Origin of the sequence: Gordonia alkaliphila, from assembly GCF_039542465.1 — a bacterium.
Lineage (GTDB): Bacteria > Actinomycetota > Actinomycetes > Mycobacteriales > Mycobacteriaceae > Gordonia > Gordonia alkaliphila.
Genome location: NZ_BAABIE010000011.1, coordinates 78,134 through 101,032, shown reverse-complemented (window position 1 = coordinate 101,032; position 22,899 = coordinate 78,134). Strand labels below are relative to the sequence as shown.

The window sequence follows — 22,899 nt, the reverse complement described above, 5'->3', positions numbered from 1 at the left end:
CGTTCCTCCCGGAGAAAGTTGGCGGAGACGGACGGGAATCGAACCCGCCAGACCGAGATACTCGACCTCACCGGTTTTGAAGACCGGGGGACCCACCAGGAATCCATACGCCTCCGCACACCAAGATAGCGCCTATCATCGGCACCGTGACACTTCCCAAGCGCCTGACCGATTACGCACACGGTGGCGGTTGCGCCTGCAAAATTCCCGCGGGTGAGCTGGAGGACGCCGTGCGCGGCCTGATCGGCCCCACCTCCGACGACGTGCTGGTGGGTCTGGACCACGGCGACGATGCCGCCGCGGTGCGCATCGCCGACGGACTCGCGGTTCTCTCCACCGCCGACTTCTTCACCCCGGTGGTCGACGACGCCTACGCCTGGGGCGCCATCGCCGCGGCCAACGCGCTCTCGGACATCTACGCCATGGGCGGCCGCCCGGTGGTGGCGATCAACCTGGTGGGCTGGCCGCGCGGCGTGCTGCCCATGGAGCTGATGACCGAGGTCCTGCGCGGCGGGATGGACATCGGCGCGCAGGCGAACTGCCCGGTGCTCGGCGGCCACACGATCGACGACCCCGAACCCAAGTACGGCATGGCGGTGACCGGCATCGCCGATCCGGATCGACTGCTGCGCAACGACGCCGCCGTCGCCGGACTCCCGCTGACGCTGACTAAGCCGATCGGCGTGGGTCTGCTCAACAACCGGCACAAGGCCACCGGTGAACGCTTCGAGAACGCGATCGCCTCGATGACCGCGCTCAACCGCGACGCCGCACAGGGCGCGCTGGACGCGGGTGCGCGAGCAGCCACCGACGTCACCGGTTTCGGACTGCTCGGCCACCTCTACAAGATGTGCCGGGCGTCGGGCGTCGGCGCGGTGCTCGACGCCGCCGCGGTCCCGGCGCTCGACGGCGCCCGGGAAGCCCTGCGCGACGGTTTCGTCTCCGGCGGCACCCGTCGCAACCTCGACTGGGTGCGCCCGCACCTGCAGTCCGGACCGGGGATCGACGAGGACGAGCTCCTGCTGCTCGCCGACGCGCAGACCTCCGGCGGACTGCTCGTGGTGGGCGAAGTGCCCGGCTACCCGGTGATCGGCCACACGACGGCCGAACCGGGTATCCGCGTCGGCTGATCAGGCCCCGGTGATCGAGTCGCCGGTGATGCCGGCGGCACGACGCTGCGCGAGCCGCCGCTTCTGCGGCTCGATGGTGTAGCGCGGATCGGCGGCCGAGTTCAGGCCCGCCTGGAACACCCCGAACCGGGTGCAGGCCGACGCCGCCATCAGTGCGACGCCGGACAGCGCGGCCAGCACGCGGCGCGCGCGTCCGGGCCGAGCACCCGCCGCCAGCGCGCCCACGCCGCCCGCGATCGCGAGACCCTCGGACCACTGCATCAACGTGCCGGGAGTGCCGGTGTGCAGCGGTTCGGCGGCCACCGGATCCATGCGACGATGCATGGTGCGCGTGGCGATCACTTCACCGACCACGCCCAGCACCGCCAGGTTGCGGGCCGGTGTGGCCTGCTCGGCGCCGGTGGTGACCAGCGCCAGACCGCCTGCCGCCAGGCTCGCCGAGCTGACGAAGACGAACGGCAGATCCCGGTGCGCGGCGTTCCATGTCGGCATCGCGGTATCGCTGAGCAGCACCGCGGTGTACGCGGCCAGGGGTGCGCCGAGAAGTCCGGCACCCAGCCCGGCGGGCGCCTCGACGGCGCGCAGCACGCGGCGCAGCGGTCCGAGCGGCAGGCGGTCGCCCAGCATGCGGTCCACCTCGTTGACCGCGGCCAGCCCGATGGTGCCGCTGTAGCTCACCAGGATCCACGAGCCGACGCTCATCGGGGAGGTCACCTTGAAGGTGCGCAGCATGTGCAGGAAGCGCTCGGGACGACCGAGATCGGCCAGCAGCGCCACCGCTCCCAGCCCCGCCGAGCCCAGACCTGCCAGCCGCGCGTTGCGCCGCAACGTCTTTCGGCCGCTGAGCTGGGCGCCGGCCGCCAGCAAGCCGGACCCGCCTGCCACGCCGCCGAGGAACAGGTACGCGCCGACCGGCCATTCCCACGGCGGCGCCTTGACCACCGGGTGCCCGTAGTAGCCGCGCGCATCCAGCTGTTCCACCTCGGCCTGGGGAACCATCAGGTCGTCCCCGCCACGGCGCCTGCCGGCCCCCTTGCGTCCCTTGCCTTTCCGCGGCGGACGCTGCGGCCGGAACTGGTCGTATTCGGAACTGGTCACCGTCGACGATCCTTCCACGCGCCCACGAAGGACACCGCTACCGCGGCCGCCATCGTGGCCACCGCCAGACCCGCGCGCTTGTACATCTCCGGCAGATCCGCCGTCGGGACCCGCGGGTCCGGCGGCAGCCCGTACACCTCGGGTTCGTCGAGCAGCAGGAACACCGAACCGGTGCCGCCGACGCCGTCGTTCGGGTTCGCGCCGTACAGCCGCGCTTCGGTCAGCCCTTCCGCGTGCAGCTGCGCCACGCGCTCATGGGCCTTGGCCACCATGTCGTCCCGTTCGCCGAACGAGATCGACGTGGTGGGGCAGGTCTGCGCGCAGGCGGGCGTCTGGTCGTCGCGGAGTCGGTCGTAGCAGAGGGTGCACTTCTGGGCGATGCCCTTGTTCGGGACCTCCGGCTGCTCACCCTTGCGGTCACCGACACCCGTCGTCGGCGCCACGGTGCCGTCGCTGCGTCGTTCCACCACCCCGAACGGGCAGCCCGCGACGCAGGTGCCGCAGCCGTTGCAGACGTCGGCCTGCACCACGACGGTGCCGAACTCGGTGCGCATCATCGCGCCGGTCGGGCACACGTCCAGGCAGCCGGCGTGGGTGCAGTGCTTGCACACGTCCGAGGACATCAGCCAGCGGAACTCCGGGGTGTCCGGCGGCGTGGTGTCGATCGGTTCGGCGGCCGGTTCGGCCCCGCGGATCGACGGCATGCCCAGCCCGACCAGCGCGGCACCGGAGGCGCGAGCCTGCTCGATCCGCTCCTGGTCCTGCTCGATGAAGGCCACGTGCCGCCACGTGCTGGCGCCGAGGGACACCGAGTTGTCGTACGACATCCCGGTGAACTCCAGATCGCCGTCGCGCGGATTGTGGTTCCACTCCTTGCACGCCACCTCGCACGCCTTGCAGCCGATGCAGATGGACGTGTCGGTGAAGAATCCGCGACGCGGCTCGTGGATCGGCCAGTGCGCGTCGGCACTCGGATCGGCGGGTCCGCTGAGCTGCCCCATCACTGTCCCTCTCGCGGCGTGAGCCGCACGTTGTCGGTGTCGGTGGTGAGCTGCGCCCGCTGCTGGTACGCGCTCACCAGGTCGGCGGTGCCCGAACCGGTGGGTCGACGGCCCGCGATCACCGCGCACGAACCGACCTTGGACTCCTGGATCAGCGCGTTCGGATCCATCGTCACACCGATCAGATCGTTGACGGCGTCGCCGGTGACGATCGCGTCCGAGCCGACACCCCAGTGATACGGCAGGCCCACCTGGTGCACGGTGCGGTCGTTGATCTGCAGCGGCTTGAGCCGGTCGGTGACCAACACGCGGGCCTCGATCGCGGCGCGCGGGGAGATGATCGTCGCCCAGCCCTCGTGTTCAAGCCCGCATTCGGCGGCCAGCTCGGGCGACACCTCGCAGAACATCTCCGGCTGCAGCTCCGCCAGGTACGGCGACCAGCGACTCATGCCGCCCGCCGTGTGGTGCTCGGTGAGCCGGTAGGTGGTGAACACGTACGGGTACACGTCCACGCCCGGCTCGCCGGCGCTCGGCGCATCGAGATTGTCGTTGCGCGGCAACATCAGTCGCGCCGGCGACTGCTGCTGCGGGTAGAGCGCATTCGCCACCGGCGATTCCTGCGCCTCGTAGTGCGTGGGCAGCGGACCGTCGACCAGTCCGTGCGGCGCGAACAGCCAGCCCTTGCCGTCGTCCTGCATGATGAACGCGTCGTTGCCGCCGATCGCATCGGCGCCGCGCGCACCCGGCTCGGGCACCGTGCCCGGGGCCCGGTCCACCGGGAAGTCCGGGACGTCCTCGCCGGTCCAGCGCTGGGCGTCAGCGTCCCACCACACGTACTTCTTCCGCTCGCTCCACGGGCGCCCCTCGGGATCGGCCGAGGCGCGGTTGTAGAGGATGCGACGGTCGGCCGGCCACACCCAGCCCCACTGTGACTGGGTGGTTCCGCCACCGCCCTGCGGCTCGCGCCGGGCCGACTTGTTGACCCCGCCGGCGTAGATGCCCGCGTAGATCCAGCAGCCGGAGATGGTGGATCCGTCGGCCTTCAACTCGGTGTACGTGTCGACGATCTTGCCCTCGTCGTCGCCGGAGACGTGCCTGCCGTTGATCTCGGCGAGCACCGCGGTGCCGTCCACGTCGCCGTGTTCGTCCACCGGGTAGTCCCACGTCAGGTCGAGCAGCGGACGATCGCGCGGATCGTCGGAGTCGGCCAGGCGTTCCCGAATCCGTTGTCCCAGTTGGTAATAGAAGTCCAACTCGCTCTGCGCATCGCCCGGCGGACGGACCGCCTGATGGCGCCACTGCACCATCCGCTGGGTCTGGGTGAACGAGCCCGCCTTCTCCACGTGCGTGGCCGCAGGCAGGTAGAAGACCTCGGTGGCGATCTCTTCGGTCTTGAGTTCGCCGGAGGAGATCTCCGGGCCCTCCTTCCACCAGGTGGCGCTCTCGATCATGTTGAGATCGCGCACCACCAGCCATTTCAGCTTCGACATCGCCATGCGCTGCTGACCGGAGTTGGCCGAGCCGACCGCCGGGTTCTGGCCGACGACGAAGTAGCCGTCGACGTTGCCCTCCAGCATGTGCACCGTGGTCTGGTAGGTCCCGAGCGGACCGTTCAGATGCGGCAGATAGTCGTAGGCCCAGTCGTTCTCGGCGGTGGCGGCGTCGCCCCACCACGCCTTGAGCAGGCTCACCATGTACGCGTCGGCGTACTCCCAGTAGCCCTTTCCGGACGCCGGCTTCACCTCGGCGAGGTAATCGTCGAGCGTCGGGTGCTTGTCGGCCGACGGCATCGGCAGGTAGCCGGGCAGCAGGTTGAACAGCGTCGGGATGTCGGTGGAGCCCTGAATGCTGGCGTGTCCGCGCAGCGCCATGATGCCGCTGCCGGGACGTCCGACGTTGCCGAGCAGCAACTGCAGGATCGTCGCCGTGCGAATCACCTGCGCGCCCATGGAGTGCTGGGTCCAGCCGGTGGCGTAGGCGAAGCAACCGGTCCGCTCGCGGCCGGAGTTCTCGGTCAGCGAGTTCGCCAGGTACGCGAAGTCCTCCGCGCTCACGCCGCACATCTGCGACACCATCTCGGGGGTGTAGCGCGCGTAGTGCCGCTTGAGGACCTGGAAGACCGACCGCGGATGCGTCAGCGTCTCGTCGCGCTCCCCGGTCATCGCCCAGGTGGACAGGTCGTAGGTGCCGGTCGACTCGTCGAACCCGGAGAACAGACCGTCCAGGTCTTCGGTGTCCGCGAACTCCTCGCTGACCAGTTCCGCGGCGTTGGTGTACGCGGCCACGAATTCTCCGAAGTGCTTGCCCTCGGTGAGGACATGGTTGATGAGCCCGCCGAGCAGAACGATGTCCGAACCGGCGCGCATGGAGATGTGCTTATCGACCACCGCCGAGGTCCGCGTGAACCGTGGATCGACGTGGATGACACGCGCGCCGCGCGCCTTGGCCTCACTCACCCATTGGAAACCGACCGGGTGCGCTTCGGCCATGTTGCCGCCCATGAGCACAATGCAGTCCGCATTGGCCATGTCCTGGAGGAACTGCGTAGCTCCGCCGCGGCCGAACGAGGTTCCCAGACCGGGAACCGTGGCGGAGTGTCAAATGCGCGCCTGGTTCTCCACCTGGATGGCGCCGGCGGCGGTGAAGAGCTTCTTGATCAGGTAGTTCTCTTCGTTATCGAGGGTGGCACCGCCGAGCGAGGCGACGCCGAGCGTGCGGCGCAGCGGCCGGCCGTGCCCGTCGGTGTCCTGCCAGTGGTCGCGGCGCGCCTGCAGGAAGCGGTCGGCGATCATGTCGATCGCGGTGTCGCGGTCGAGGTCCTGCCAGTCGGTCGCGTACGGCGCCCGATAGCGAACCTTGGTCTGCCGCAACGGATTGTTGACGAGTTGCTCGCTGGAGGCGCCCTTCGGACAGAGCCGCCCGCGGGAGATCGGCGAGTCCGGATCGCCCTCGATGCCGATCACGCGCTCGTCCTTGACGAACACCTTCTGGCCGCAGCCCACCGCGCAGAACGGGCACACGCTCTGGACCGCACGATCGGCGGTCACGGTGCGGGCGACGAGGTTCTTGGTCTTCGCCGACTCCACCGCGGGTCCGCGGCCGAGTCGGTCACCGGTCCGCAGCTGCCGCAGCACCGGCCAGTTCAATGGATTGATCCCAGGCCTATCCATGGCTTCAGCCTAGCCCGCCGGAACGCGGAGTGTCCCCATCCGCGCCGACACCGAAACGCAAGGTGCGACTGCACAGGAAGCCGCCACTGCGAGGCTGTCCACAGGCCCGCTGATCGAGCCGTTGGCCGACGGGCCGCCCGGCACGACGGTGGACCCATGACCACCACCTCCGTGACGATTCCCGAAGCTCTCGTCCACCTCGACCACGCCGTCCATCGCTCCGAACTGAAGAAGGCCGGGTGGACGATGGTCCAGGTGCGGGCCGCCGCCCGTGCCGGGCACCTCGCCGAGTTCGGGCACGACTACTTCGGTCCGCCCGCCATCGCCCGCGCCGACGAGCACCGTCAGCTCCTCGAAGCCGCCCGCACACAGCTGCGGATCCTCGACCTCGATCCGGCGGACGACGCCGTCGTGGTCGACGGCGTTCCCGTCACCTCGGTGGCACGCACGTTCATCGACCTGTGCCGAGCTCTACCGCGCGACGACACCGGCATTGTGCTCGGCGACCGGTTGCTGCGCGACGGCGCGATCGCCCGCGCCGACCTGGACACCGAGCTCAGGCTCCTGACCGCGCGGGACCAGCGCGCGGTCAGTGCGCTGCTCGATCGGGTCGACCCGCGGGCCCGCACCGACGACGAGTCGCGCAGCCGCCTGGCGCTGCAGCGACTCGGCTTCCCCACGCCCGAAGTGGGCGTGGACATCGTCGACCGCGACGGCGCGGTGGTCGCGAGGCCGTCGTTCGTCTGGCCCGACTATCTGGTGGCCGGATTCTGCACGGCCGACGACGATGACGACCGCTACCTTGGCGATGTCGAACACGAACGGCGGTACGCCGAACTCGCCGACATCGACGCCCGACTCACCGCGCTCGGCTACCGAGTCTTCTGGTGGCGCGGCGACCAGATCGCCGCCCAGCATTGCGCCGCCTGCGGCCTGCGCCCCGCTCTCCTGACGCCCCGACACGTGAGCGGCGAGTACCGCGACCTGGTGGCCTATCGACAGCGAGGGCCCGCGTTCTCCGGGTACGGTCGGCCGTATGACGATCGCTGACTTTCCCACCGACTGGTCCAACGCTCTCGTTCTCGTCGCGCACCCGGACGACCCCGAATACGGCATGGCGGCGGCCGTCGCCAAGTGGACCGAAGAGGGCAAGAAGGTGACCTACGCGCTGGCCACCAGCGGCGAGGTCGGCATCGAGGGCATGCCCGCCGCCGAGGCCGGCCCGCTGCGCGAGGACGAGCAGCGTCGTTCCGCGGCGATCGTCGGCGTCGACGACGTCGAGTTCTGGGGCTTCGGTGACAGCGAAGTGTTCAACACCCCCGAGCTGCGCGCCAAGATCGCCGAGGTGATCGCCCGCGTCGACCCGGACCTGATCCTGACCCTGTACGGCGGCCCCGCGTTCGCACCGGACCGACCCAACCAGCGCGACCACATCGAGTTCGCCGCCGCCGTGGTGCAGGTCTTCGACGAGCTCGCCGATCCCCCGGCCTGGCTGTTCTCCAACGGCCCGGAGATCACCCACGCCGTCGACGTCGACGGTTACATCGAGAAGGCCGTCGCCTCGCTCGCCGAGCACAAGGTCTACCTAGAGGTGCTGGACCCGGAGACCCCGGTGATCGACCAGGCCCGCGCACAGGTGGAGTGGAGCACCGCGCCCAAGGAGGGTTTCCCCGCCGAGCACACGTCAGGCTTCATTCTGCTGCGCCCGCACTAGCCCACGGAAGCTCACCGCGGCCGCGGGCGCAGCAGGGGGAGGCTTCATCCTGCTGCGCCCGCAGTAGCCGCGATCTCACCGCTACCGCAGAGTTCACCGGCACAGGAGAGGCCACCTTGGTCACTATGACCAAGGTGGCATTCTCTGTGGCAGCGACCGGTTTGCCGAGTACCGTCGCGCTATGACGATCACCCACTTTCCCGCCCGCAGGTAGATCGGTTATGGCCGAGATCGGAGTGCGCCGGACGCGCGAGGGCTTCGCGCGGCTCATCACCTTCGCCGACGCCGTCGTCGCGATCGCCCTGACCCTGCTGGTCCTACCGCTGACGGATCTGGCGAACGAAGGCGCCGAGGACGCCGGCTTCACGGCGTTCGTCGCCGAGAACTACCCCGTCATGCTGAGCTTCGCGATCAGCTTCGCGGTGATCTGGGTGCTCTGGCGCAACCACCACCGCATCATGGAGCACTTCGTCGCCTACGACGACGTCCTGGCGAAGCTGCACCTGGTCTGGCTCGCGACGATCATCGTGCTGCCGTTCGCGACGGCGCTGCTCGACAACACGGGCATGGACTGGGCGAACGTCTTCTACATCGCGGTGCTCGGGGTATCGATCACCAGCCTGCATGTCATAGCCCGGTGGGGCATCCTGCATCCCGCACTGCTCGACGACGACGCCGACACCCGGGCCTGGGCCGCGCAGCCCCCGATGTTCGGCACCCTGATCACCGTCGCCGTCGCCCTGATCGTGGCGATCGTCGTCCCCAAGGCCGACGCCTGGCCGTTGCTTCTCCTGCTGCTCTCGTCGCCGATCGACGCGCTGATCAATCGCTTCCGACGCTGATCGCACCGGGCCGGAGATGCACACGGGGCCGTGCGCAGTGATCTGCACACGGCCCCGGGCGGGGAGATCAGTGACTACTTGGACGAGCCGGTCACCGACTGAAGCAATTCCGGGATCACGCTGGTGAACTGACCGAGGATCTGGCTCAGCGCGTCATCGCCGAGCGGCTGACCCTGGGGGTCGACGAGAGACGGTGCGTCCTTCACATCGGCCGGGCTCTTGGTGTTCACACCGATGCTGATCTTCGGGTTCTTGGCCGGGTCGAGCCACTTCAAGATCTCGACCATCTGCTCGCGGCCGATGGCGACGCAACCCCACGTGGGCTCGTTGCCGACGTGCAGGAAGATCGCCGACGCGTTACCCGGGGTGTTGGTGGGGTTGTGCTTGACCTCCACCGCGTAGTCGTACGCCGGACCCATGTCGTACAGGTTCTCGCTGCCCTCGCCCGGCGTGCTGGGCTGGCGCACCATCTGGTTGTAGGTCGGCGACTTCATGTTGCCGTCCCACCAGTCCTGGTTGTCGACCTTCGTGTACGAGAGCTTGGTGCCCGGATTGTCCTGGCGACCGAAGGCCTGACCGATCGCGAAGGTGCCCTCCGGCGTGCGGTGGACGTTGTCCTGCGACTTGCCGATGCCCTCGCTGCCGACCCACGCCGCGGTCGGGCCGATGACCGGCTTCCACTGGCCGTTCGCGTCCTTCTCGAACGCGGTCAGCGTGCCCTGGGTGGCGGCGGTCGACGGCATCGACACCACGATCATCTGGCCGGTGTCGCCCACCGGGTTGCCCGGAAGCGGGGTGCCCGGGGTGTCGCCGCCCGGCAGGAAGCCGCGCAGGAGGTTCTCGATCATCGTCTGGACGTCAGGCGTCGACGGCGCCGGGGTGGCCGGCTCGGCAGACGCGGTTCCAGGAACTGCGGCGATCGCGACGATTGCCGCCAACACCACTAGTCCCAATTGCCACATTCGACTCATCAGTAACTTCAGCACCACACCAGTGTGACAGCGGATCGCGGCGAGTGCCACCCTCAGAGACCATCGTCACCCGACCGCAACCGGGCTGTTGCCGACTACCCTGGGCGTCATGGCGACAACTCCTCCCCGCTGGATCACCGACACCGACCCCGGTCACAGCGAGTGGTACATCGAACGCTTCCGCGCGATGGCGGCCGACGGCGACGACCTCGACGGCGAAGCCCGCTTCCTCGATGCGATGGTCCCGCGCGGCGCACGCATCCTCGACGCGGGCTGCGGCCCGGGCCGCGTCGGCTCCGCCCTGCACGCCGCCGGCCACCGGGTGGTCGGCGTCGACGTGGACCCGACCCTGATCGCCGCCGCCGAGACCGATCACCCCGGGCCGAAGTGGCTGGTCGGCGACCTCGCCGAACTCGACCTCCCCGCCCGCGGCATCGACGAGAAATTCGACGCCATCGTCTGCGCCGGCAACGTGCTGGTCTTCGTCGCCCCGGACACCGAGGCGCAGGTCCTGCGACGTTTGGCCGCGCACCTGAACGACGACGCGCCGCTCGTCGTCGGCTTTCACACGAACCGGCATCTGACGCTGGCCGACTTCGACGACGCCGTCGCCGAAGCCGGCCTGCGCGTGGACCTGCGGCTGGCGTCCTGGGACATCCGCCCCTGGACGCCCGAGTCGGACTGGGCCGTCTCGATCCTGCGCCGCGCCTGAGCTCTCCGCCTGGAGCGCTCAGCCCTGACCGGGCGCGAACTCCTCGAGCATGTCGGTGACCAGCGCGGCGATCGGTGACCGTTCGCTGCGGGTCAGCGTGATGTGCGCGAAGAGCGGGTGTCCCTTCAGCTTCTCGATCACCGCGGCGACGCCGTCGTGGCGGCCGACGCGCAGATTGTCACGCTGGGCGACGTCGTGCGTGAGCACCACCCGCGAGCCGGCGCCCAAGCGGGACAGCACGGTCAGCAGCACGTTGCGCTCCAACGACTGCGCCTCGTCGACGATGACGAACGAGTCGTGCAGCGAGCGGCCGCGGATGTGGGTCAGCGGCAGCACCTCGAGCATGCCGCGGGAGAGCACCTCGTCGATCACCTCCGGGGACACCAGCCCCTCCAGGGTGTCGAAGACGGCCTGCGCCCACGGCCCCATCTTCTCGTCGGCGCCGCCGGGCAGGTAGCCGAGCTGCTGGCCGCCGACGGCGTACAGCGGCCGGAAGACCACCACCTTGCGCTGGGTGCGTCGTTCCAGCACGGCTTCCAGGCCCGCGCACAGCGCCAACGCCGACTTGCCGGTGCCGGCTTTGCCGCCCAGCGAGACGATGCCGACCGACGGATCGAGCAGCAGATCCAGCGCCACCCGCTGCTCCGCCGACCGGCCGTGCAGACCGAACACCTCCCGATCCCCGCGCACCAGCTGCACCTGCTTGGTCTCGGTGACCCGGCCCAGCGCACTGCCGGTGGCGCCGACCAGTTTCACGCCGGTGTGGCAGGGCAGCTGGCGGCCGTCGTCGAGGTCGACGACGCCCTCGGCGAAGAGGTCGTCGATGTCGGCGTCGGACACCATCAGCTCGTCCATCCCGGTCCACCCGGACACCACCACGTCCTGCGCGTGGTATTCGTCGGCGGCCAGGCCGACCGCGCCGGCCTTGACCCGCAGCGGCGTGTCCTTGGTGACCAGCGTGACGTCGGCGCCCTCGGCGCGCAGGTTGAGGGCGCAGGCCAGGATCCGCGAGTCGTTGGAGGCGTCGCGGAAGCCGGAGGGCAGCACCGCCGGATCGATGTGGTTGAGCTCCACCTGCAGCGTCCCGCCGTCCTCGCCCACCGGCAGCGGCTGATCCAGCCGCCCGTGTTCTATGCGGAGGTCGTCGAGCAGTCGCAGGGCGGTCCGCGCGAACCAGCCCAGCTCGCTGTGATGGCGTTTGCCCTCGAGTTCGCTGATCACCACCAGCGGCAGGACCACGTGGTGCTCGTCGAAGCGGGTCACCGCCCACGGATCGGAGAGCAGAACAGAGGTGTCGAGAACGTACGTGCGTGCAGTCACGGCTGACTCCGTTGTCCCGCGCGGCTCCCGCGCGAGCGAGATCTTCGGCCGGTCGGTTCGCCGTCGTACTCGGGTTACCCGAGGCGGACGAGGACCGGGGCCGGCCCTCTCGTGACAGTGCAGTCGTTCACGAATCGAACCTCCCGAACGAACCGCTTCCCCACGGCCCGTCACTGCTGAACCTACGCCCGCCGCCCGGACTCGACGGGGACGCACGGGTCGCGTGTCGGTGAACGCTGCGTAACGGTGAGAAGCCGCTCACCCGCGCGGATGAGGCGGATGAGGTCGCGCCGCAGGGACGACGAAACCCACGCCACCGCCGCCCGGGCGGGCGACGTCGGCGTGGGTTCGGGTCGAGAGAATCAGGCCTTCGCGGCGAGCGCGAGGATCCGCGCGCGGGCGGCCTCGGCGTCGGCGCTCAGTTCCTGCGCGCTGTCGAGCTTGAGCTCGGCGGCCAGCTTCGCGGCGATCGCAGCGTCGGTCTGCTCGGTCTCGAAGTCGGCGAACAGCGTGCGCTGCGCGTCGAAGTCGGCGACGTCGGAGCCGATGTGCTCGATCTCGGCGAGAGCCTTGTCGACCGCGAGGATCGTGGCCTCCTGGTCGGCGACCATGCCGGCGATGAGGAACGCCTGGAAGGTCGCGGCCTGCACGGCGTCGTCGGTCTTGATCTTCTCCAGGATGGTGTTCAGCTGCGGGTCGGTGCTGCGCTCGACGAGGCGGGCGATGAACTGCGTGCACTGGTTCTCGTGCACGGCCAGCAGTGCCAGCGCGTTCATCGGGCCCAGCTGAGCGACGGCTTCCGGGTTCTGCTTCCAGCCGGCGACGACGTGGATACGACGACGGTTCTCCGCGTCCACCGGATCCATCGCGCGGGTCACGACGAGGTAGTCGCGCAGCGCGATGGCGTGCCGGTTGTCTTCCGCGGTCCAGACGCCGATCAGCTGACGCCAGTCGGAGAACGGCGGGAAGTGGATCGCCAGCACGCGGTGGAAGGACGGGAGGTTGTCCTTGGTCAGCAGCAGCGCCAGCAGCGGTGCCGCCGTCTCCGCGTCCAGAGTCTCCTGGCCGGGCTCGAAGTCGTCACCGCCGAGGAATCGGAAGTTCCGACCCTTGCTCCAGGGCACCCACTCGTGCGGATCCCACGCTGCCGCTCCGGCCTGGTGCTCCTCGGCGATGACCGGGAGAGCCTTTTCCAGAGCGGTGATCAGTTCGTCTTCTTCCAAAACAGCCACGGCTACACCCTAGTCGACGATCAGTGTCCGCTCATCATTCCCCAGTCCTCGAGACCCTCGTAGAGCGGGACGTCGAGGGCCAGCTTGGACACGCGGCCGCGCAGCGCGGCGATGTCAGCGTCCTTGCCTGCCGCCAGTGCGGTGGCGATGATGTCGGCGACCTCGGTGAACTCGGCGTCGCCGAAGCCGCGGGTGGCCAGAGCCGGGGTGCCGATACGCAGGCCCGAGGTGACCATCGGCGGGCGCGGGTCGAAGGGCACGGCGTTGCGGTTCACGGTGATGCCGACCTCGTGCAGGAGGTCTTCGCCCTGCTGGCCGTCGAGCGCCGAGTCGCGCAGGTCCACCAGCACCAGGTGCACGTCGGTGCCGCCGGTCAGGACCGTGATGCCGGCGTCGGCCACGTCGGAGCCGGTCAGACGCTCCGCCAGGATCTGGGCGCCGGAGACGGTGCGACGCTGACGCTCGGCGAACTCCTCGCTCGCGGCGATCTTCAGCGCGGCGGCCTTGGCGGCGATGACGTGCATCAGCGGCCCGCCCTGCTGGCCGGGGAAGACCGACGAGTTCAGCTTCTTGGCGTACTCCTGCTTGGCCAGGATCAGACCCGAGCGCGGACCGCCGAGGGTCTTGTGGACCGTGGTGGAGACGACGTCGGCGAAGGGCACCGGGTTGGGGTGCAGTCCGGCGGCGACGAGACCGGCGAAGTGCGCCATGTCGACCCAGAGCTTGGCGCCCACTTCGTCGGCGATCTCCCGGAACGCGGCGAAGTCGAGGGTGCGGGGGTAGGCCGACCAGCCGGCGACGATCACCTTCGGCTGGGTGTCGAGGGCGATCTTGCGCACCTCGTCCATGTCGACCCGGAAGTCTTCCTTGCTGACCCCGTAGAAGTGGTTCTCGTACAGCTTGCCGGAGAAGTTCAGGCGCATGCCGTGGGTGAGGTGACCGCCGTGCGCGAGGTCGAGGCCCAGCATGCGGTCGCCCGGATCCATCAGCGCCATGAGGACGGCGGCGTTGGCCTGCGCGCCCGAGTGCGGCTGGACGTTGGCGAACTCGGCGCCGAACAGTTCCTTCGCGCGGTCGCGGGCGATGTCCTCGACGACGTCGACGTACTCGCAGCCGCCGTAGTAGCGACGCCCCGGGTAGCCCTCGGCGTACTTGTTGGTCAGCACGCTGCCCTGGGCCTGCAGCACCGCGCGCGGCACGAAGTTCTCCGACGCGATCATCTCCAGGGTGTCGCGCTGCCGCGACAGCTCCCCGTTCATCGCCGCAGCGAGATCGGGATCCAGCTCGGCCAGGGACTGCGAAAACTGAGTCATGGCGACCAGTTTAGGCCCCGAGCTCGGCGCGCAGGAGCGCCGGGGTCAACGGCTCGTCGAGGAGTCGGCGGAAGCGGTCCAGTCGGGTCTGACCGGGTGCGACGTCGTCGAGCCAGCCGTCGAGCAGTCGGTAACCCTCCACATAGGTGGAGATGTACGCGCGCCACAGCGGCGACGTGAGGAAGCGCAGCATCTGGCGCGCGCGATCGGCAGGGACCAGCAGCCATTTCTGGAGGAACCGGGCCACGTCGTCGGGGTCGACGTGGCGGTCGTGCAGGGCCAACGCCGCATCCTGGCGCACCGTGAGCAGATCGGCGGTGGCCGCCGACAGGGCGCGCGAGCGTTCGGCGTCGAAGCGCAGCCCGAAGTCGGCGTAGATCTCCGCCGCCCACGACTGCCAGTCCGGGCCCTGCGCCGCGACGAGCGCGTGGTCGGCCAGCCCCTCGGCCATGAGGCACTGCGGGGTGTTGACCAGGAAGATCGACTGCTCGCGCTGAGCGCCGTCGGCCACCAGCAGCTGCTCCTTGCGGCAGTGTTCGGTGTGGTGCCCGGGGTAGGCCTCGTGCGCCACCAGCGACGGCAGCCCGGACAGGTACTGCGGCAGATCAGTGTTGATCGCGACGGTGGAGCGGTAGTCGCCGAGGTAGTAGTTGAAGCCCGACCACGGCTTGTCCGAGACGATCTCGAACTCGATGGTCTCGGCGGCAGGCAGCCCGAAGGTGCCGCGCACGCGCTCGCGCAGCGCGCCGCTGAGTTCGTCGACCAGCGGCTGGACCAGGGCCGGCGGGATCTCCTCGCTGCGCCGATGGGCGGCGTAGGCCTCACTCAACTGTGCGCCGGTGGCCCCGGGCACGCCGAGCGCGTCGGCGATCCGCGTGTGCGCCTGCGCATAGGCGCCCTCGTCGGCGGGGGCGATGTCGACGTCGAAGTAGGCCTTCACCTCGTCGACGAAGCCGATGTCCTCCCCCGCGAACTTGCGCGCCGAGCACTCCAGCGCCCGCAGGTGCGCGCCGACGAACTCGGCGCGGTCAGCCGGCAGTCCGGCGGGCAGCGCGGCCGCCAGGTCGCGGGCCCGGCGGGCGAGTTCGGCCGGGTCGGGCGCGGGAGCGTTGTCCACCTCGACGCGCAGCGCCGGGTCCCCGGTGTAGGCGTCGACGAATCCCGGTTCGATGCGGTCGAAACTCAAGCCCAGGCGCAGGTACTCGGTCACCAGGTCTTCGGCAGTGTCGACGCTCATGACGTCCCAGGCTACCGACCGCGCAGCTGCCCTGTAAGGTGCCAGCCATGGCGCGCCTTTCCAGCGATCGCGACCCCGGTCTCTACCTCGAGTTGGACCGTCGCCAGTGGCGCGAACTCCGGCGGTCGATGCCGATGGTGCTCGACGAGCACGACCTCGAGGAGCTCGTCGGTCTCGGCGAGCAGATCGACCTCAAGGAAGTCGCCGAGGTCTACCTCCCCCTGTCTCGTCTGATTCACCTGCAGGTGGAAGCCCGCCAGCGCCTGTTCGCCGCGACGTCGACCTTCCTCGGCGAGCGCCAGCGCAACCGTCAGGTCCCGTTCGTCATCGGCGTCGCCGGGTCGGTGGCGGTCGGGAAATCGACCACCGCGCGCGTGCTGGCCAAGCTGCTCTCCCGCTGGGAGTCGCACCCGAAGGTCGACCTGGTCACCACCGACGGCTTCCTCTACCCCACCGCCGAGTTGCAGCGCCGCGGCCTGATGCACCGCAAGGGCTTCCCGGAGTCGTACGACCGCCGGGCCCTGCTGCGGTTCGTCACCGAGGTGAAGTCGGGCATCGAGTCGGTGCGCGCGCCCGTCTATTCGCACGTGTCCTACGACATCGTGCCGGGCGCCTTCCACACGGTGAACCAGCCGGACATCCTGATCCTGGAGGGCCTCAACGTCCTACAGACCGGTCCGACGCTGACCGTGTCGGACCTGTTCGACTTCTCCATCTACGTGGACGCGAATCTCTCGCACATCGAGGACTGGTACATCTCGCGCTTCCTGCAGATGCGCACTACGTCGTTCACCGACCCGGCGTCACACTTCCACTTCTACGCGTCACTGACCGACGAGCAGGCCACCATCGCGGCCCGGGATATCTGGACGTCGATCAACCGGCCCAACCTGATCGAGAACATCCTGCCGACCCGCCCGCGGGCCACGCTCGTGCTCCGCAAGGACCGCGATCACTCCATCAACCGGGTCCGGCTGCGCAAGCTCTGACTATTCGACTTCCGACAGATTCACCGGGTACGACGGGAGGTCCGCCACCGGCGAGATCGGACGTCCCTCGATGGTCGGTGCACGCAGCAGCGCTTCGACGACGGTGCCGTCGACGGCGCTGACGTACACCGAGTCGTGGTACACCGGCTGCGCGATGGCGATGGATTCGTCGTCGTTCCACACCGCCACCGGGAAGTGTCGGCCGTTCTCCTCGGTGAAGTCGGCGAGTTCGCGGGCCGGAATCCGCAGCTGCAGCAGTCCGCCCTGTTCGATGAACGCGGCGGCATCACCGGTGGCCGGGCGGCCGCGGTCGGCGAGCTGGGCGGAGTCGGCGTAGCCCGACCAGACCAGAACGTTCAGTTCCTCGTCCGAGGCGAAGAGCGTCTGCAGCGAGGTGACGGTCTCGGCGTCGACCATGCCCATCGGCTGCGCGGGACGACGACGGACCGGCGTGCCGGCGGACGCTTCGCGGAAGGTGGTCAGCGCGGACAGGACCGACGGATCGGACTCGGCCCAGCGAATGGTGCCCTCCGGATCCTGCAGCCGGATCAGCGAGAAGACCCGCACCACCGCGGTGTCGGGAAGCGCGTACGCAGCCACTCGCGACAAGTCCCGGTCGATCCCAAACAGACCCACGACGATCTCCTCCAGTCTTCACAGGCTCGCGCCCTCTTCGTCACTTCCAGCCTACGTGGCTGCGTCGAGCCAAGCCTGTGCCGTCGTGGGGGTGGTGATCACGTCGCCGGTCGGCAGCAGTCCGCCCCGCCGGATGGTCGGGCCGCCGTAGTTGATGCCGATGACCCACCGCGGCGCTCCGTCGCGCTCTGCGATCCGGCGAGCTAGATTGCACAGGTCCATCGTCTCCGGGCCGGCCACCTGGATGTCGCCGCCTGGCGTCGTCACCGCGTCGGCGAGGACCTGTGCGGCGTCGGCCGCCGCGCACGGCTGCGACATCATGTGCGGCACCGCGGCTACCGGCCCCAGCCGCATCTGCGACATCAGTCGCTGCGCCAGCTCGAACCACTGCGCCGACCAGACCATGGTGATCCGATCTCCGGCCAGCTCGCGATACACGCTCTCCTGCACGGCCTTGCCCTGGTAGTAGCCGAACTTCGCATTCACCGACGGGTGCGCGGCGTTGATGATCGACAGGCACACGATCCGCTCGATACCCGCGCGGTCGGCGGCCGCGACCACGTTGCGGGCGGCGACGCCGAAGAAGTCGCGGGCACGACCGGCGCTCTGCGTCGTCACGCTGAGCGAGTCCACCACCACGTCGGCACCGGCGAAGGCCGCGTCCAGGCCGGTACCTGTGTAGGCGTCCACACCGGTGGTGCGATGCGCGGGCACCACGTCCACGCCGCGGCCGATCAACGCCGGGACGAGCTCGCGTCCCATGTCTCCGCTGGCCCCCAATACCACCGCGCGCATCGCTGCTCCCTTCCTCGAGTCCCCCGGCCGCTACGGGTCAGAGCTTGCCGAATGCCACGCCGCGCCAGCCCCAGCCGCACCCGAGTGCGGCTTCCTGGAGGGGATCCTTGAGCTCGGAGGTGTCGAACTTGTAGTCGTACACCACGCCGAGTCGCAGATCCTCCTCGCGGAAGGCCACCGCCTTGCCGAAGCTCACTTCTTTCTTCTGCCCGCGGAAGGCTTCGGTCGCCATCGACAGCCGCGGCACACCGGCCTGCCACTCGACGGACCACTCCTGGTCGACGGCGCGGACTTCGCCGGCTTCGTCGTCGAACTTCATCAGGATGCGGAACACCTTCTCCAAGCCGGCTTTGGCGAAGATCTGATACCACTGCGCATCGACGATCTTCCATTCGGCCACGAGATCGACTCCGGCGGAGGCGCCGTCGCGCACCGCCCACGGCGCGCCGGGGCGATTCAGGTTCAGGAGTTGCTGCCGCAGCACGTCACGCGACGCTCGCTCCACACCCTTGGGCGCGGACTTGTTTCCGGTGAGAAAATCGAACATCCCCATGGCTGGCCTCCGGACGACGTTTCCCTGTGAGATTACCCGGCAGATCAGGCGACCGCGATGGTCTCCACGATCGCACCGGTCACCGCGATCAGATCGGCCGGCGCCAGTTCGATCTCCAGGCCGCGTTTGCCCGCGCTGGCGAGAATGCTCTCGTACTGCATTGCGGAGGCGTCCACCACGGTCGGCAGCGGCGTCTTCTGTCCCACCGGGGACACGCCGCCGAGGATGTAACCGGTGGTGCGGGTGACCTGCGCGGCCTGCGCCATCACCACCTTCGGGACGCCGAACGCCTTCGCCGCCGCTTTGAGGGAGAGTTGCTGCGGGACCGGCAGCACCGCCACGCCCAACCGACGGTCCCCCAGGTCGACGACGAGTGTCTTGAAGATCTGCCCGGGCTGCACGCCGAGCCGCTCACTCATCACCGCGACCGCTTCGGCGCCGTAGTCGCTGTGCCTGCGGTCGTGGGTGTACTTGTGCACCTCGTGCGCGATGCCTGCGGCCTCCAGGGCCGCGATCGCCGGAGTCGCAGCCATCTACTTGCCGTACCGCCGACCGCGCGCGGCGAAGTCGCGAAGGGCACGGAGGAAGTCCACGCGGCGGAACTCCGGCCAGTAGGCGTCGGTGAACCACATCTCCGAGTACGCGCTCTGCCACAGCAGGAAACCGGACAGTCGCTGCTCCCCCGACGTCCGGATCACCAGGTCGGGATCGGGCTGACCGCTGGTGTAGAGGTTGGCGTCGATCCCGGCGACCGTGACGGCGTCGATCAGTTCCTCGGCCGTGGCACCGGCCGCCAGCTTCGCGCGCAGGAGCGCTTGGACGGCGTCGACGATCTCCTCGCGTCCGCCGTAACCCACCGCGACGTTCACCGTCATCTCCGTGCGGTCCTCGGTGCGCGCGGCCGCATTCCGCAGGCGCTGCGCCACCGCGTCCGGCAGCACGTCGAGGTTGCCGACGATGCGCACGCGCCAGTCGCCCGGCGCGTCGGCTATCTCGTCGACCACGTCCGGAACGATCTCCATCAGGGCGTCGAGTTCGTCGGAAGCGCGCGCCATGTTCTCGGTCGAGAGCAGGTATACGGTGACGGTGCCGATCCCCAGGTCCGAGCACCAGCCCACCATGTCGGCGATCCGCTTGGCGCCGACGCGGTGGCCGTGGGCGACGTCTTCGAAGCCCGCTTCCCGCGCCCACCGGCGATTCCCGTCGGCGATGATCGCGACGTGCCGCGGGATGCTCTCCGGGTCCATGAGCTGGACCAGGCGGGATTCGTAGACCTGATAGAGGCCGCCGCGCACACGATCGGGGATCAGTTTCACAGCGCAGATCTTACTCACTCGCAACCCTACTGGCGCGAAACCTACGGTACCGTAGGTTGCATGACCAGCACGCTCACACCGCCCACCGAGGCGGAGAAGCCGCGCCTGCGGGGCGTCATCCACAAGTACTCGGCGTTCATCGCCGCGTCGGTGGGCATCGTGCTGATCGCCGGTACCGCACTGCAGCGGACGGCGATCGACGTGGCCGCCGTGGTGGTGTACGTCGTCGGCATCACCGGCTTGTTCACCACGAGCACCGTGTACCACCGCATTCCCTGGCGCAATCCGGCGCATCAGGTGGCGATGAAGCGTGCGGACCACTCGATGATCTTCGTGTTCATCGCCGCCAGCTACACGCCGTTCTGCGTCATGGGTCTGGACTCCCCGACGCGTTGGTGGGTGTTGGGCACCGTGTGGGTCGGCGCGCTGGGCGGCGTCGCACTCAAGGTGATCTGGCCCGGCTCGCCGCGGTGGCTGGGCGTCGTCGCGTACATCCTCCTCGGCTGGGCGATCGTCGTGGTGGCCCCGGCCCTGCTGCACAACGCCGGCGTCGCCGTCTTCGTGCTGCTCGCCGTGGGCGGCGTCTTCTACAGCGTCGGCGGCGTGCTGTACGCCCTGAAGTGGCCCGAGCCCTGGCCCGGCGTCTTCGGCCATCACGAGGTCTTCCACGCGTGCACCGCGGTCGCCGCGACCCTGCACTACATCGCGGTGTGGCTGCTGGTGATCAGCGGCTGAACGCCGGGCACTAGACTCTGCGCGTGCCCACCACCGCGCGGCCGATCCCGCCGCACGCCGCCCCCGGAGCACTGCCGCGCCTGCGCGCGGCCGTAGTCGGCGGCACCGGTGCGGGCACCGGCATTCTCGCGCACACCCTGGGCCACGGCGCGCTGCCCGGCGGTGGCGGCCTGCTCGTCGTTCTGGCGGCGGGCGTCGGTTTGGGTGTGCTGGCCGGAGGTCGCGGCACCGGCACGACGTCCACGGCGCCCGGTCGACTGCTCACCCTGCTCGCCGGTGGCCAAGTGCTGGTGCACCTGCTGCTCCTGGCACTCGCCGGCCACCACCAGGAACTGATCACCGGGCCGATGGCCGCGGTGCACACGGTCGGCACGCTCGTCGCGTTCGGGCTGATCGTCAGCGCCGAATCGCTGGTGCGCGCGCTGAGCGGTCGCGCCCGTCGGGTGGCCGCTCTGTGCACCTCGCGCCCGACCATCGACCGCATCACCACCATCGTCGTGGTGACGCCGCCGCGCCGGCCGCAGCGACTGCGGCAGCTGGGGACCGTCGGCACGCGCGGACCGCCCGCCCTCGTCTGAGTTCTGATTCCACTCCACCCGACCCGGGTCGGCGGCATCGTGCCGCGCCGGGCCGGTGGCTTCTGCTTCGACGAAAGGCGATCTCGCCATGTCTTTACCCACTGCCCCGCCAACTTCACCTTCCCCCTCATCGGCGTCCGGAGCGCCCGCCCGTCCGCCGGGCACCACCGCTCGGCTGCTGCGGCGGCTGCACTTCTACGCCGGTGTTCTCGTAGCGCCGTTCCTGCTCATCGCCGCCGTCAGCGGCGGCCTCTACGCGCTGGCCCCGTCCGCGGAGCAGCTGATCTACCGCACCCAGTTGCACACCGATTCGGTCGGGCCCGCCCAGTCGATCGCCGCGCAGACCGCCGCCGCGGTGGCCCACCGGCCGGATCTGACGGTGTCCGCGATCCGTCCCGCCTCCGAGCCCGGCCGCACCACCCGGGTGCTGTTCGACGACCCGACGCTCCCCGAGTCGACGCGGCTGGCCGTCTTCGTGGACCCGGCGACGCTGCGGATCACCGGTGCGCTGCCGAGCTACGGGAGCAGCGGTTCGCTGCCGGTCCGCACCTGGATCGACGGGCTGCACCGGGACCTGCACCTCGGCGAGCCGGGGCGCCTCTACAGCGAGTTCGCCGCGTCATGGCTGTGGGTGATCGCGCTCGCCGGCACCGGGCTGTGGCTCGTCGCCTACCGGAAACGGCGTCGTTCGCACGGCACTGCGCGACTCCTCACCGTCGATCGGACGCAGCGGGGACGGGCTCGCACGATGAGTAGGCACGCCGTGCTCGGTGTATGGATCGTCGTCGCGCTGGTGTTCCTGTCGGCGACGGGGCTCACCTGGTCGCGATTCGCCGGCGAGAACGTGACCGAGCTGAGGGCGGCACTGCACTGGACGCAGCCGGTCGCGAACACCAGTCTGACCGGCACGAGCCCCTCCGGCGGAAGCGGGCACGGCGGACACGGCGACCACGGCGGCATGTCCCCCACCGGGGCCGACGGCACCGCATTCGCCGCCGAGAACGCCGGCTACGCCGACACCGCGCTGGCACTGGCGCGCTCCGCGGGGGTGGGCCGCGCCGACGCGGTGGAGATCTCGATTCCCGCCGAGCCCGACGTCGCGTTCACCGTCACCGAGGTGCGGGCGCCCTGGCAGTTCTCACCGAACACCGCGGTGGTCGACCCGGCGCACGACCGGGTGGTCGCGGTGAACTGGTTCGCCGATTGGCCGCGGGCGGCGCAGTTGGCGAACCTCGGCATCGCGCTCCACATGGGGATTCTGTTCGGACTGCTCAATCAGGTGGCGTTGTTCGCCGTCGCCGCCGTTCTCGTCGCCATCATCGTGTTCGGCTTCCGGATGTGGTGGCAGCGGCGGCCGCGCGGCAGCGCTCGCCCCGGGCGGGCGCCGTCCGCCGGGGCGCTCCGCGCGCTGCCCTGGCCCGCGATCGCGGCGATCTCGGTAGTGGCGGTGGCCGTCGGCTGGTTCATCCCGCTGCTCGGGTGGCCGCTGCTCGCGTTCCTGGTGGTCGACATCGCCGCCGGTCTGTGGCGGCGACGTCGACGAGCCTGACGACCCGG

Annotated in this window: 22 protein-coding genes and 1 tRNA gene; 9 read left to right on the top strand and 14 right to left on the bottom strand. The window is 69.6% G+C overall.

All coding sequences use genetic code 11. The features are described 5' to 3' along the window. Positions 1-19: 19 nt before the first annotated feature. Positions 20-115, bottom strand: a tRNA-Sec gene (locus ABD989_RS12615). Between the two features lie 31 nt (positions 116-146). Here ABD989_RS12615 and selD point away from each other — a divergent pair. Continuing rightward, on the top strand, positions 147-1,130 hold the full coding sequence (gene selD / locus ABD989_RS12610) for a selenide, water dikinase SelD (protein ID WP_345313737.1): 984 nt from the start codon (positions 147-149) through the stop codon (positions 1,128-1,130). On the opposite strand, the gene nrfD is transcribed toward selD, so the two are convergent. Genes nrfD through fdnG form a run of 3 tightly spaced genes read right to left on the bottom strand, consistent with a single transcriptional unit; the run spans position 1,131 to position 6,399 of the window. Then, a complete protein-coding gene (gene nrfD / locus ABD989_RS12605) occupies positions 1,131-2,228 on the bottom strand; it encodes an NrfD/PsrC family molybdoenzyme membrane anchor subunit (RefSeq protein ID WP_345313736.1) in 1,098 nt (365 codons plus the stop codon). Continuing rightward, entirely contained in the window at positions 2,225-3,229 is a 1,005-nt protein-coding gene (locus ABD989_RS12600; protein WP_345313735.1) for a 4Fe-4S dicluster domain-containing protein, read from the bottom strand. The genes nrfD and ABD989_RS12600 overlap by 4 nt, the downstream gene beginning before the upstream one ends. Then, positions 3,229-6,399, bottom strand: a complete 3,171-nt coding sequence (gene fdnG, locus ABD989_RS12595; RefSeq protein WP_345313734.1) for a formate dehydrogenase-N subunit alpha — start codon at positions 6,397-6,399, stop codon at positions 3,229-3,231. The genes ABD989_RS12600 and fdnG overlap by 1 nt, the downstream gene beginning before the upstream one ends. Before the next feature lie 156 nt (positions 6,400-6,555). On the opposite strand from fdnG, the gene ABD989_RS12590 reads away from it, so the two are divergent. The 3 genes from ABD989_RS12590 (at position 6,556) to ABD989_RS12580 (ending at position 8,955) form a co-directional block, all read left to right on the top strand. Then, positions 6,556-7,449 carry a hypothetical protein gene (locus ABD989_RS12590; protein WP_345313733.1) on the top strand — a complete coding sequence of 298 codons (894 nt, stop codon included), beginning with the start codon at positions 6,556-6,558 and terminating at the stop codon, positions 7,447-7,449. After that, positions 7,436-8,113, top strand: a complete 678-nt coding sequence (locus tag ABD989_RS12585; protein WP_345313732.1) for a PIG-L deacetylase family protein — start codon at positions 7,436-7,438, stop codon at positions 8,111-8,113. The genes ABD989_RS12590 and ABD989_RS12585 overlap by 14 nt, the downstream gene beginning before the upstream one ends. Before the next feature lie 221 nt (positions 8,114-8,334). After that, positions 8,335-8,955 (top strand): TMEM175 family protein, encoded by a 621-nt coding sequence (locus ABD989_RS12580; protein WP_345313731.1) that lies wholly within the window; start codon positions 8,335-8,337, stop codon positions 8,953-8,955. 74 nt (positions 8,956-9,029) lie between these two features. On the opposite strand, the gene ABD989_RS12575 is transcribed toward ABD989_RS12580, so the two are convergent. Continuing rightward, positions 9,030-9,803: a L,D-transpeptidase family protein gene (locus tag ABD989_RS12575; protein WP_345313730.1), complete on the bottom strand. Its 774-nt coding sequence runs from the start codon at positions 9,801-9,803 to the stop codon at positions 9,030-9,032. Positions 9,804-10,035: 232 nt separating this feature from the next. Here ABD989_RS12575 and ABD989_RS12570 point away from each other — a divergent pair, with 232 nt between their 5' ends. Further along, the gene (locus ABD989_RS12570; RefSeq protein WP_345313729.1) at positions 10,036-10,638 is read left to right on the top strand and encodes a class I SAM-dependent methyltransferase; all 603 of its coding nucleotides are present in this window, start codon (positions 10,036-10,038) and stop codon (positions 10,636-10,638) included. Positions 10,639-10,656: 18 nt separating this feature from the next. On the opposite strand, the gene phoH2 is transcribed toward ABD989_RS12570, so the two are convergent. The 4 genes from phoH2 to ABD989_RS12550 form a co-directional block, all read right to left on the bottom strand. Further along, entirely contained in the window at positions 10,657-11,958 is a 1,302-nt protein-coding gene (phoH2, locus tag ABD989_RS12565) for an RNA 5'-3' helicase PhoH2 (RefSeq protein ID WP_246994582.1), read from the bottom strand. Positions 11,959-12,320: 362 nt separating this feature from the next. Beyond that, positions 12,321-13,190 carry an acyl-ACP desaturase gene (locus ABD989_RS12560; protein WP_246994580.1) on the bottom strand — a complete coding sequence of 290 codons (870 nt, stop codon included), beginning with the start codon at positions 13,188-13,190 and terminating at the stop codon, positions 12,321-12,323. A gap of 20 nt (positions 13,191-13,210) precedes the next feature. Next, positions 13,211-14,503 (bottom strand): serine hydroxymethyltransferase, encoded by a 1,293-nt coding sequence (glyA, locus tag ABD989_RS12555; protein WP_345313728.1) that lies wholly within the window; start codon positions 14,501-14,503, stop codon positions 13,211-13,213. Between the two features lie 10 nt (positions 14,504-14,513). Continuing rightward, on the bottom strand, positions 14,514-15,740 hold the full coding sequence (locus ABD989_RS12550) for a DUF885 domain-containing protein (RefSeq protein ID WP_345313727.1): 1,227 nt from the start codon (positions 15,738-15,740) through the stop codon (positions 14,514-14,516). Positions 15,741-15,787: 47 nt separating this feature from the next. On the opposite strand from ABD989_RS12550, the gene coaA reads away from it, so the two are divergent. Continuing rightward, on the top strand, positions 15,788-16,729 hold the full coding sequence (coaA, locus tag ABD989_RS12545) for a type I pantothenate kinase (protein WP_246994576.1): 942 nt from the start codon (positions 15,788-15,790) through the stop codon (positions 16,727-16,729). On the opposite strand, the gene ABD989_RS12540 is transcribed toward coaA, so the two are convergent. The 5 genes from ABD989_RS12540 to ABD989_RS12520 form a co-directional block, all read right to left on the bottom strand. Beyond that, the gene (locus tag ABD989_RS12540; protein ID WP_345313726.1) at positions 16,730-17,329 is read right to left on the bottom strand and encodes a hypothetical protein; all 600 of its coding nucleotides are present in this window, start codon (positions 17,327-17,329) and stop codon (positions 16,730-16,732) included. An 87-nt stretch (positions 17,330-17,416) separates the two neighbouring features. Then, on the bottom strand, positions 17,417-18,160 hold the full coding sequence (locus ABD989_RS12535; protein WP_345313725.1) for an SDR family oxidoreductase: 744 nt from the start codon (positions 18,158-18,160) through the stop codon (positions 17,417-17,419). Between the two features lie 37 nt (positions 18,161-18,197). Then, on the bottom strand, positions 18,198-18,713 hold the full coding sequence (locus tag ABD989_RS12530) for a hypothetical protein (RefSeq protein ID WP_345313724.1): 516 nt from the start codon (positions 18,711-18,713) through the stop codon (positions 18,198-18,200). A gap of 44 nt (positions 18,714-18,757) precedes the next feature. Then, the gene (gene ybaK, locus ABD989_RS12525) at positions 18,758-19,246 is read right to left on the bottom strand and encodes a Cys-tRNA(Pro) deacylase (RefSeq protein WP_246994570.1); all 489 of its coding nucleotides are present in this window, start codon (positions 19,244-19,246) and stop codon (positions 18,758-18,760) included. Then, on the bottom strand, positions 19,247-20,029 hold the full coding sequence (locus tag ABD989_RS12520; RefSeq protein WP_246994568.1) for an isoprenyl transferase: 783 nt from the start codon (positions 20,027-20,029) through the stop codon (positions 19,247-19,249). A 60-nt stretch (positions 20,030-20,089) separates the two neighbouring features. Here ABD989_RS12520 and trhA point away from each other — a divergent pair, with 60 nt between their 5' ends. The 3 genes from trhA to ABD989_RS12505 all read left to right on the top strand — a co-directional run bounded on the left by trhA (position 20,090) and on the right by ABD989_RS12505 (position 22,891). After that, a complete protein-coding gene (gene trhA, locus ABD989_RS12515) occupies positions 20,090-20,764 on the top strand; it encodes a PAQR family membrane homeostasis protein TrhA (protein ID WP_345313723.1) in 675 nt (224 codons plus the stop codon). A 23-nt stretch (positions 20,765-20,787) separates the two neighbouring features. Further along, on the top strand, positions 20,788-21,342 hold the full coding sequence (locus ABD989_RS12510) for a hypothetical protein (RefSeq protein ID WP_345313722.1): 555 nt from the start codon (positions 20,788-20,790) through the stop codon (positions 21,340-21,342). Between the two features lie 88 nt (positions 21,343-21,430). Next, positions 21,431-22,891 (top strand): PepSY-associated TM helix domain-containing protein, encoded by a 1,461-nt coding sequence (locus tag ABD989_RS12505; protein ID WP_345313721.1) that lies wholly within the window; start codon positions 21,431-21,433, stop codon positions 22,889-22,891. Positions 22,892-22,899: the final 8 nt, after the last annotated feature.

Coding starts and splice junctions, on each gene's coding strand:
- ABD989_RS12590 (WP_345313733.1), top strand. CDS start 6,556: ATGACCACCACCTCCGTGACGATTCCCGAAGCTCTCGTCCACCTCGAC.
- ABD989_RS12550 (WP_345313727.1), bottom strand. CDS start 15,740: ATGAGCGTCGACACTGCCGAAGACCTGGTGACCGAGTACCTGCGCCTG.
- ABD989_RS12535 (WP_345313725.1), bottom strand. CDS start 18,160: ATGCGCGCGGTGGTATTGGGGGCCAGCGGAGACATGGGACGCGAGCTC.
- ABD989_RS12600 (WP_345313735.1), bottom strand. CDS start 3,229: ATGGGGCAGCTCAGCGGACCCGCCGATCCGAGTGCCGACGCGCACTGG.
- coaA (WP_246994576.1), top strand. CDS start 15,788: ATGGCGCGCCTTTCCAGCGATCGCGACCCCGGTCTCTACCTCGAGTTG.
- ABD989_RS12580 (WP_345313731.1), top strand. CDS start 8,335: ATGGCCGAGATCGGAGTGCGCCGGACGCGCGAGGGCTTCGCGCGGCTC.
- ABD989_RS12505 (WP_345313721.1), top strand. CDS start 21,431: ATGTCTTTACCCACTGCCCCGCCAACTTCACCTTCCCCCTCATCGGCG.
- ABD989_RS12530 (WP_345313724.1), bottom strand. CDS start 18,713: ATGGGGATGTTCGATTTTCTCACCGGAAACAAGTCCGCGCCCAAGGGT.
- ABD989_RS12570 (WP_345313729.1), top strand. CDS start 10,036: ATGGCGACAACTCCTCCCCGCTGGATCACCGACACCGACCCCGGTCAC.
- ybaK (WP_246994570.1), bottom strand. CDS start 19,246: ATGGCTGCGACTCCGGCGATCGCGGCCCTGGAGGCCGCAGGCATCGCG.
- glyA (WP_345313728.1), bottom strand. CDS start 14,503: ATGACTCAGTTTTCGCAGTCCCTGGCCGAGCTGGATCCCGATCTCGCT.
- ABD989_RS12585 (WP_345313732.1), top strand. CDS start 7,436: ATGACGATCGCTGACTTTCCCACCGACTGGTCCAACGCTCTCGTTCTC.
- trhA (WP_345313723.1), top strand. CDS start 20,090: ATGACCAGCACGCTCACACCGCCCACCGAGGCGGAGAAGCCGCGCCTG.
- ABD989_RS12575 (WP_345313730.1), bottom strand. CDS start 9,803: ATGATCGAGAACCTCCTGCGCGGCTTCCTGCCGGGCGGCGACACCCCG.